We start from the raw sequence: 1685 nt of genomic DNA, 5'->3' as shown, positions 1-1685 counted from the left end.
ATGGACTCGTCACGTGACGAGTCATCAGAGGTTCGAGCATCGGCGAGGCCACCGTCGACCGGGCGCTCGACCGCGGGTGCGGGAGCGACGTCTGGGCCGGTGGTGGCCGGGGTGCGCACCTGGTGCGCACCGGGGTGCACACCTTCGTGTGCACCAGTCTCGTGGGGTGTTGCGCGGGTGGGGGTGCCACCCGTTACGCTGGTCAAAGCGGTCGGGTTCCTCAGCTGTCTTCGCCTAGCCGGGCGACAGTGAATGGGATTCGGCCGGAGGGGTTAGGGCCCGGCAAGGCCCGCCTCTCAAGCTTTCGTACTGGGGTAGATCATGCCGGACGGAAGCACTACGTGAGGCACACGGCGCGAAAGTGCTCGATGTGACCAAGGAGACCGTCAGGGCCCGTCCCCCGCTTGGGGGGCGGGCCCTGCGGCATTTCCCGTCTGTGGCCTGCTAATTGACGCGCTGGCGGTCGGCCAGGGTGGGGAGGTCGTAGCCGTCGGCCGGCAGCCCTCGGCGAACGGCTTCGAGCACGTCGAGCGCGGCGCGGTACTCGGCGTGGCCGGCCTCGGTCGGGTTCTTCAAGAGGGCCGGGCCGAGCTGGATGGGCAGGTCCTGGGCCTGGAGTACGACAAGGCGGGCCTCGGACCGGGTGAGGCGGGCGCCGTCCGCGACCTCATCGCGGCGCTGCTCGGCGTGGGGGAGGTCTGCGGGCTCGGCCCCGAGCGCCTCGGCGGCGAAGTACGCGGTGATGGCCTCCCGCGCGGCGGCGAGGTCTGCGGCGGTGGACTGGGTCATGGTGGCTCGCTCCTTCAACAGATCAGTCGATTGGGTGAACTCCGGGAGGGCCGAAAGCGTTACGCCTCGCGCGCCCGCGCGCGTTGGGACGGTCGCAGAAGTCGCAAAACGCACCGGACCTTCACAACCTGGCGGCCCGTCAGTCAGCAGAACTCGGCGGCGAGGTCGGCGCGGTTCTGGGCCACAGCGTGGCTGCGGCGCACTCCGCGACGGTGCTCCCACTCGTCGGTGCAGCTGCGGACGAGATCGCGGATCACCGGGTCGGGGTCGCCCTGGTGCTGCTCGGTCGCGGCCACCAGTTCGGCGTTGGTGAACTGCGGGACGGTCTTGTTCGGCCAGGTGCTCATGCGGCGGCCTCCTTGGTGAGGACCTTGCGGACGTAGGTCGGCGAGCAGGACGCGGCGGCGGCGGCCTCGCGCTGGCTCTTGCCCTCCCCGATGGCTTCCAGGATCAGCTCCCGCCGGCGCTCCGGGGTCATCTCCCCGGTGACCTCCGGCTCCTGGTCGTCGTACACGTCAACCTGCTGGTCAGAGCCGGTGCGCACGGGGGTGTGCACCTCGGTGCGCACCTGGTCCGGGACCGGCTGGAGCCAGCGGTCGGTGGGGAGCTGGGGCTGCGCGGCGGGCGCGACGGCCTGGTCCTCGACCACCTCCGCCTCCGGGTACGACGCGGCGTACATCCCGGGGTCGGCCTTCCACGAGCCGGAGCCGTTCTTCACCCAGTCCGTGGCGTAGGTGGCGGTGACGATCTCGGCCTCCGCCTCGACCTCGGGCAGCTGCTCGACGGTCGGGGTGGTCGGCGGCTCGACGGCTGCCGGGACGACCGGGGCCGGGGCCGGGAGGACGGCCTGCTGCTGCGCGGGGATGCGCTGGTACAGGGAGTCCAGCGCGGTGGTC

3 protein-coding genes are annotated in these 1685 nt (G+C 71.5%); all 3 read right to left on the bottom strand.

Annotation, left to right across the window (positions count from 1 at the left end; all coding sequences use genetic code 11):
- Positions 1-444 precede the first annotated feature (444 nt).
- A complete protein-coding gene (locus tag ABD323_RS40890; RefSeq protein ID WP_344447180.1) occupies positions 445-789 on the bottom strand; it encodes a hypothetical protein in 345 nt (114 codons plus the stop codon).
- A gap of 143 nt (positions 790-932) precedes the next feature.
- On the bottom strand, positions 933-1136 hold the full coding sequence (locus ABD323_RS40885; protein WP_344447179.1) for a hypothetical protein: 204 nt from the start codon (positions 1134-1136) through the stop codon (positions 933-935).
- Positions 1133-1685: hypothetical protein (locus ABD323_RS40880; RefSeq protein WP_344447178.1), on the bottom strand; the 553-nt coding region annotated here is incomplete at its 5' end. The genes ABD323_RS40880 and ABD323_RS40885, both read right to left, overlap by 4 nt.

The sequence above is a fragment of the Kitasatospora nipponensis genome, from assembly GCF_039528135.1.
Taxonomy (GTDB): domain Bacteria; phylum Actinomycetota; class Actinomycetes; order Streptomycetales; family Streptomycetaceae; genus Kitasatospora; species Kitasatospora nipponensis.
The sequence above is the reverse complement of the archived record's forward strand: the minus strand, read 5'-3'. Positions and strand labels throughout refer to the sequence as shown.

What these genes read in the sequence shown, in the direction of transcription:
- ABD323_RS40885 (WP_344447179.1), bottom strand. Translation starts at nt 1,136, where the DNA reads ATGAGCACCTGGCCGAACAAGACCGTCCCGCAGTTCACCAACGCCGAA.
- ABD323_RS40890 (WP_344447180.1), bottom strand. Translation starts at nt 789, where the DNA reads ATGACCCAGTCCACCGCCGCAGACCTCGCCGCCGCGCGGGAGGCCATC.